Genomic DNA, 695 nt, shown 5'->3' with positions numbered 1-695 from the left:
GGACTGGCTGATCAAGTGGAACCCGCGCACGACCAACGTGGCGGCGCTGGCCGAGCGCCTTGATGGTGACACCGCCACGATCTGGGAGCATCCCCGCGCGGGCAAGCGCGTGACGCTGTGGGAAGAGGCGCTGCACATCGAAGGCATCGAGCGGCCACTGCGCCGCGTGCTGCGCCTGACTGAACGCACCATCGACGCGAAGGGCCAGTTGYTGATCGAGCCCAAGCTCACGCTGGACGGCTGGAGCACGAGCCTGAGCGCCAAACAGTTCGATGCGAAAGCCATCGTCGCGCTGTACGCCGACCACGGCACGCACGAGCAGTTCCATTCCGAATTCAAGACCGACCTCGATCTGGAGCGGCTGCCCTCGGGCAAGTTCGATACCAATTACCTGGTGTGCGAGCTCGCGGCGCTGGCCATGAATATCCTGCGCCTGATGGGCCAGGCCGGGCTGCTGCGGTCCGATGCGCCGGTACGCCACGCGGCCAAGCGCCGGCGCATCAAGACGGTGATGCAGGAACTCATCTACCGCGCCGGGCGCCTCATCGAGCATGGCCGGCGCGTCATCCTCGGGCTGGGCGCCAATGATCGTTCGGCCAAGGCCTTCCAGCGGCTGCACGGAGAACTCTTCGCTGCCTGCGGCTGAGCGCAACTGGCCGATCACCGGCCTCACGAAACTCACGGATCCAGAAAAT

At 65.7% G+C, this 695-nt stretch carries 1 protein-coding gene; it reads left to right on the top strand.

Going from position 1 to position 695, the window contains the following annotated elements:
- A partial coding sequence (locus AC1DY5_RS57780) for a transposase (RefSeq protein ID WP_478123063.1) occupies positions 1 to 646 on the top strand: 646 nt, incomplete at its 5' end.
- Positions 647 to 695 lie beyond the last annotated feature (49 nt).

This window comes from Variovorax sp. P4_D9 (genome assembly GCF_056401695.1).
The sequence above is the reverse complement of the archived record's forward strand: the minus strand, read 5'-3'. Positions and strand labels throughout refer to the sequence as shown.